The following is a 6,547-nucleotide window of genomic DNA, read 5'->3' as shown; positions in this document are numbered from 1 at the left end:
ACCAACCCGGATAAGCTCTCCAGGTTTAATTCGGGTTCTTGCGAAACAGAAGTTGCTGAAAACCGGCGTACTATGCTGAATGAGGCTGGGATAACAGATGCGGATGAAGTCGTCGGACTTTCTCCCGAAGACCTGTTCACTCTGATGATCAAAATATGTGATGCACAAATCGACAGCAATAAAGCCTCCGACACAACTCCCCTGAAACCAGGGAAATTGCTAAACGAGCAGCTCAGGTATAGCCCGACAGAAACAATCAGTGAGCTGATCAACCGGCAAGTGCTGGCGCAACCGGAGCGGACGGCAATCATTGATGGCGGAACAACTATCGATTTCAGGCATCTGATGGACCGGGCGAATGCCATTGCCGGTGAGCTTGCGGCCCGTGGCGTAGAGCCAGGTTCGCTGGTTGGCGTATGCATGGGCCGAACATGGGAACTTGTAGCCACGCTACTGGGCGTATTGCGCGCAGGATGTGCCTATGTGCCACTTGACCCTGCTTACCCACAGGAACGGGTGCGCTATATGCTGGAGCATTCCCGAGCGGTAGCTGCCATTGTAAATGATAAAAACTGCGCCGAACTCTGCAAAGGAATAAGCGAGCTGATCTGGCTCGATGACGTAAAGGCACAATCAGCGGACGAGGTTGCCGGACCTGCCGCAAGCGACCTGGCGTATGTGATCTACACATCCGGCTCTACAGGACGCCCCAAAGGAGTAGCTATCGAACATCGTAATGTGGTGGCGATGATCCGGGTTATGGGCACTTTGCTCGACGATGAGGACCTGAAAGGAATGCTGGCCGCAACTTCAGTCTGTTTCGACCCTTCCGTGATGGAAATACTGGGAACCTTGTCGCTGGGAGGAACAGTGGTACTGGCCAACAACATGCTTGATTTGCCTTCACTGTCATCAGCAAATCTTATCAAAAGTTGTGTAGTGGTACCATCTGCCATACAGGCATTGATCTCCTCAGGATGGAAGCCTCAAGGGATTAGAACTATCATCTTTGGTAGTGAAGCGCTCAAACTGCCGCTTGTAGAGAAGCTTTTCGCCCTGGATACTACTCCAAGGATGTTTAATTTGTATGGCCCTACAGAAGACACCGTGTTTTCAACGGCAGGACAGATCTTTGAAGATATCCAAACCGTGACCATAGGAAAATCAATACCTGGCTCGCGCTCTTACATTCTCGATGACTCTATGAACCTGGTACCTGATGGCGCTGAGGGAGAACTATACCTGGCAGGAAACAAACTCGCCCGTGGCTACCTGTATGATGAAGAACGCACCAGGGAACGATTTATAACACTGAAGCCCAAGAGCGAGATCCCTGAGCAGCGACTGTACAAAACAGGCGACCTCTGCCGGAGAACGGAAAACGGTGAAATAGAATTTCTCGGACGTGTCGACCAGCAGGTTAAAGTGAGGGGTTTCCGGATTGAGCTTGAAGAGGTTGAATCAGCACTCGAATCGATATCGGGGATTGACGCTGGAGCGGCGGCAGCCGTAGACGGGGGCGCTGGACAGAAAATGCTGGCAGCATATGTGGTGTGCAGCGACAAGACAGTGACGGAGGAAAAAGTAAAAGCACATCTGGCGCAGAGACTGCCAAAGTATATGGTCCCTCAAATGGTAATATATCTTAAAGAGCTGCCACTACTACCCAATGGAAAGCTGGACCGCAATAAGTTACAGAACTTAAAAGAAGCCCGCCTTCAGGCTCACCAGTCGGCCGTCTCAAATACAGAGGCTACCCATGCCGGTACTGAGCAGCAAGTATCCATATTATCAACCATTCAGCGCGAGGTGGCTTCTCTCCTGAATTTTCCTGACCCCGGACAAGTACTGCCAGACCAGTCGTTCGACAGCATGGGACTGGACTCACTGACTACAGTAGAACTGAGCAGCAGGCTTTCCGGAATACTGGGGCTAACACTGCCCATAACAGCGCTTTTAGAATACCCTACGCCTGCTACCCTGGACAGTTACATTCAGAAACTTACAGGTAACAGCACGGATAAGGAACCGGTGAAGAAAGGGCGCAGAATAGCGTCAGACTCCCTCGCAACATTTCAGGCACACATCCAGTCCAGCCACCCTACATTTCAAGCGGCAAAAGCATCTGCCTGGTCGGCTACAGACAAGAGTAAGCTCGTGCAGGAAGTAATGCGCATGGTCAATGATCAGCGCAGAAATCCATACAGCAAGGTGCTACGCACGGGAAGTGCAACCCGGGGCATGGTATCCGATGCATACAACGATGAGGAGCAGGAAGCGATTATATGGACTACCAATCTGTACCTTGGCCTGAACCGTGATGAGGAAGTTATTAAGGAATCATCCAAAGCATTGCTGCAATTCGGAACAGGAATGGGAACCTCTGCGGCAGCCTCCGGGATGACTGACCTCCACCTGCAATTTGAAAAAGAATTTGCCGAGCTGGTAGGTAAACCCAGTGCCTGTTTATTCCCTACAGGTTACACAGCAAATGTAGGCGCTGTTGCCGGGCTCCTGGGTAAAAATGATGTTGTCATTATTGATCAGCTCTGTCACGCATCCATCGTTGACGGCGCCCGGCTTTGTGGCGCAACCATCAGAACATTTCAGCACAACAATTCTGCTGACCTGGAAGCAGTCCTTAAATCGGAAGTATCGCCTTACCGTTCCGTACTTGTAGTGCTCGAAGGCGTTTACAGCATGGGCGAAGGTGCTGCACCGGTAGCTGATATCGTGCGCACGGCTAAAAAATACGGTGCCCTGGTGTTAGTGGATGAAGCCCACTCCTTCGGTTTTTATGGAGAGCGTGGGGCCGGCATCTGTGCTGCGCAGGGCATCACTGAAGAGGTGGACTTCATAATGACCACACTCAGCAAAGCGCTTGGCAGCCTGGGAGGTGTGGTAGCTGCACGAGAGGAGCATGTTGACCTGCTGAAATCATCAGCCAGGGCGTATATCTTCCAGGCTTCTATTAGTCCTGCCGATATGGCCGCTGCACTTACTGCGCTGCGCCGCCTTCGGTCTGACGACGAACTGCGCGAACGGCTCTGGGACACCACCCGGTACATGCGCCAGCAATTTACCGATGCGGGCTATGACCTGGGAACAGGTGACGGCCCTATCGTTACGCCGCATTTTAGTGACAAGGACAAACTTTACGCCATTGTACAGGGTATGTACAAGCGCGGCGTTCAGACATCAGCCGTTACCTACCCGATCGTGGAGAGCGGACGTGGCCGCCTCAGGCTTATTTGCTCGGCATCTCACACACGAGAGGACGTGGATAAAACCCTGCAAGCCCTTATCGAAGCGGAGCGTGAAGTTGATGAGCAGCTTGCGGCAGCCCGGTCTGCCACCAGGGAGCAAGATGCCTTGCGATCGGATGTGGACGAATGGGCCAACACCTTCGCGGCTTACCTGAACAAATCAGTGGCCAATGCCCTCTACCCGACGCCGGAACTTGCCGTGAACATCTATCTTCCCGACCACGAAAAGCCTGTTACGCTCAGAGTCAATGATCGGGAGATAACACTGGGAGCTAAAGAAGTAGAAGAACTTCCCGGCTGCTCATTGCTTATTAAAGATCACCAAACGATCTCCGCTTTGCGTGCATCAGACGTTCAAGGCCTGCTGCACAGCATTAGCAAAGGTTCTTGTGTGTTAAAAGGTGAGGTAGAGCCGTTTATCTGGCTCTTTGCGCGACTGGTAGAGCAGCAAAAAGAGGCGGCAAACCTTGATGTTTCGCTTCGAAATACAGAGAAAGCTATGAGCTAATTAGCTCATAGGCAAATACTTATTTTTTTAATTTACATTATTTGAGGACGGCCACCAATAACGGTGGCCTGTCCCAAAGTATCAGGAAGAGTTTTCATATCTATGAATGCACTCACTTATCAATCAAACAAAGCATTAAGTTTGATTTTTATAACTTTGCAATATGAATCCGACCGAGAGCATCGAAGATTTTTATAAGAACAAGCTAAATTGGGTGCCCGACAGCCTTAGTACCGAAATCGGTCATTTCAATGTGTTTAAGCTTGCTCCTTTCATTGGCCAGGGAGCCAAACCCGTGCCTTACAGCAGGCGGAATTATTTCAAGATAAGCCTCATTATCGGGAACAATAAGGTTCATTATGCCGACAAGGTGATAGAAATAAAGAAAAAAGCGCTGCTGTTTGCCAATCCTCAGATACCCTATAATTGGGAAGAGATAGATAAAATCCAAAGCGGATACTTCTGTGTATTTACCGAATCCTTTTTCTATCAGTTTGGCAACCTGAACCAGTATGAACTTTTCCAGCCTCACGGAACGCCAATATTCGAGCTGACTGATAAGCAAGCTGATGAAATAGGTGCAATATATGAGCGGATGTTTAGAGAGATCGACTCTGACTATGCTCATAAATATGATGTGCTGCGGACACTTGTTTTTGAATTGCTGCATATAGCCATGAAAATGCAGCCCTCATCAAACCATGAAAAGCAAGAGACCAACGCCTCACGCAGGATCACCTCCATTTTTCTGGAGCTGCTGGAGCGCCAGTTCCCTATCGATGATAATCGACAACGGTTAAATCTTCGCACGCCATCAGCTTTTGCCGATCAGTTGGCCATACATGTAAACCATTTGAACCGGGCATTAAAAGCCACTACTCAAAAATCAACCTCAGAGATCATCTCAGAGCGGATTCTGCAAGAGTCAAAGATCTTATTAAAACACAGCGCCTGGAATGTATCAGAAGTTGCCTATGCTCTGGGCTTTAATGAGGTGACCCATTTTAACAAGTTTTTCAAGCAGCACACCAAAACCACTCCTACAAACTTCAGAAATGTTTGATTTTGATAAGTTCGGATTTGCATATTATAATTAGTTTGTGAGCTGCGAACCGACCTTTGTACCATAATCAAAAACAAAAACTATGAGTATGAAGAAAGTATGGTTTGTAACAGGTGCGTCTAAAGGTTTAGGACTGGCCCTGGTAAGGAAGCTTCTGGAGAGCGGCTATCGCGTTGCTGCTACTACCCGCTCACTTGAGTCATTGATTAATGAGATTGGCGATGTTTCAGCCACATTTCTACCCCTGGAAATGGACGTAACCAGTGACAGCAATGTAAAAGAGGCCATTGAAAATACGGTCTCTCATTTTGGAGGGATTGATGTAGTCGTCAACAATGCCGGCTTTGGGTTGGTTGGGTCACTGGAGGAATTAAGTGATGACGAGGTGAAAGACAATTTTAATGTAAATGTATTTGGCCCACTCAATGTAATTCGCCACGCTGCCCGCCATTTCCGTCAGCAAAGGTCGGGTCACTTCTTCAACATTGCTTCCATTGGAGGTTATTCCGGTGGCTATGCAGGCTTTGGGGTATATTGCTCTACCAAATTTGCCATGGCAGGCTTTACGGAAGCGTTGGCAGAGGAGATGAAGGATTTTGAAGCAAAGGCAACTTTGGTGTACCCGGGATATTTCAGAACCAACTTCCTGTCGAAAGGCTCGATAAAAACCTCAGCCAGGCCGATTGAGGATTATAAATCTGCCAGAGCCTCGGAACATGCGCATTTAAACCAGATCGACGGCCAGCAACCCAACGATCCTGATAAAGCTGCTGAGGCTTTGATCCACGTAAGTGAGCAGGCCACACCTCCCGTTCATTTGTTCCTGGGAGAAGATGCCTACGAAATTGCCCATCAGAAGATCGGGATGATCCGGGATGCATTGGCTAGCAATGAGAAAATCGGAAAGTCAACGGCTATTGTTTAGCATAGTAGACACTGCCACTGATCTGCATGCCTCATGCCGGCTGGGTTTGTTGCGGCCGGTGTGGGGTGTGCTTTAAACGTTCGGTCATTTTTTTACCCTGACATAGTACCAGATACCCAACCCAATCTGGGTGACGAACAGCGTAATTAGTCCATGTGTCATCGGTTTGCATTCATCCGGATGGCAAGGATAAAAATTGGATGACCCTAAAAAAATCAAGAGACCTAAAACAAGGCTGAATAAAATTGTTAAAAACATCAGAAGAACAGCTTTCCATCCCCGCATAATAGCGAAAAAAGCAAGTACAAAAACCCATACTATAAGAAGAAATATACTCATGGCTTAGTTTTTTCAACTCGCTCTATTGATCTCTTATGCTTCTTCCCCCATTTTTCCAGCTCCCTGATTATGGGTTTCAGCTCATATCCAACCGGGGTTAGCTCGTATTCGACCCGGGGCGGGACTTCTGCGTGGACAGTCCGTTTAACGATCCTGTCTTTTTCCAGTTTTCGTAATTGTAAGGCCAACATCCGTTCAGTGATATTGGGCAGACACTTCTTTAATTCTCCATACCTGAGCTTCCCATTGATCAAATAGCAGCAGATGGCCAGTGTCCATTGTCCTCCTATAATGTTTGAAGTGTAGACTTCTAAGCAGTCGTTCTCCAGGGCCTGTTTGTTCGCAAAATTTGTAGATGTTTTCTTTATTTTCGTCATTAACTTACATTTTTTATAGTACCATACAATGGGTTGCCAGCTTAGAGGTTTAACGTATTACCTATTACT

General features: G+C 48.3%; 4 protein-coding genes. 3 read left to right on the top strand and 1 reads right to left on the bottom strand.

The window, feature by feature from the left end; translation table 11 throughout:
• Positions 1-72: 72 nt before the first annotated feature.
• The 3 genes from E1163_RS03505 to E1163_RS03495 all read left to right on the top strand — a co-directional run bounded on the left by E1163_RS03505 (position 73) and on the right by E1163_RS03495 (position 5,762).
• Complete coding sequence (locus E1163_RS03505; protein ID WP_246223484.1) at positions 73-3,774, top strand: amino acid adenylation domain-containing protein; 3,702 nt, start codon at positions 73-75, stop codon at positions 3,772-3,774.
• 163 nt (positions 3,775-3,937) lie between these two features.
• On the top strand, positions 3,938-4,837 hold the full coding sequence (locus E1163_RS03500) for a helix-turn-helix domain-containing protein (protein WP_155169498.1): 900 nt from the start codon (positions 3,938-3,940) through the stop codon (positions 4,835-4,837).
• An 88-nt stretch (positions 4,838-4,925) separates the two neighbouring features.
• Positions 4,926-5,762 (top strand): SDR family oxidoreductase, encoded by an 837-nt coding sequence (locus tag E1163_RS03495; protein ID WP_343033735.1) that lies wholly within the window; start codon positions 4,926-4,928, stop codon positions 5,760-5,762.
• Positions 5,763-6,097: 335 nt separating this feature from the next.
• Here the strand turns inward: E1163_RS03495 and E1163_RS03490 are convergent, their stop codons facing one another.
• Positions 6,098-6,478 carry a winged helix-turn-helix transcriptional regulator gene (locus E1163_RS03490; protein WP_155169495.1) on the bottom strand — a complete coding sequence of 127 codons (381 nt, stop codon included), beginning with the start codon at positions 6,476-6,478 and terminating at the stop codon, positions 6,098-6,100.
• Positions 6,479-6,547 lie beyond the last annotated feature (69 nt).

The organism is Fulvivirga kasyanovii, assembly GCF_009711405.1.
Classification (GTDB): domain Bacteria; phylum Bacteroidota; class Bacteroidia; order Cytophagales; family Cyclobacteriaceae; genus Fulvivirga; species Fulvivirga kasyanovii.
The sequence above is the reverse complement of the archived record's forward strand: the minus strand, read 5'-3'. Positions and strand labels throughout refer to the sequence as shown.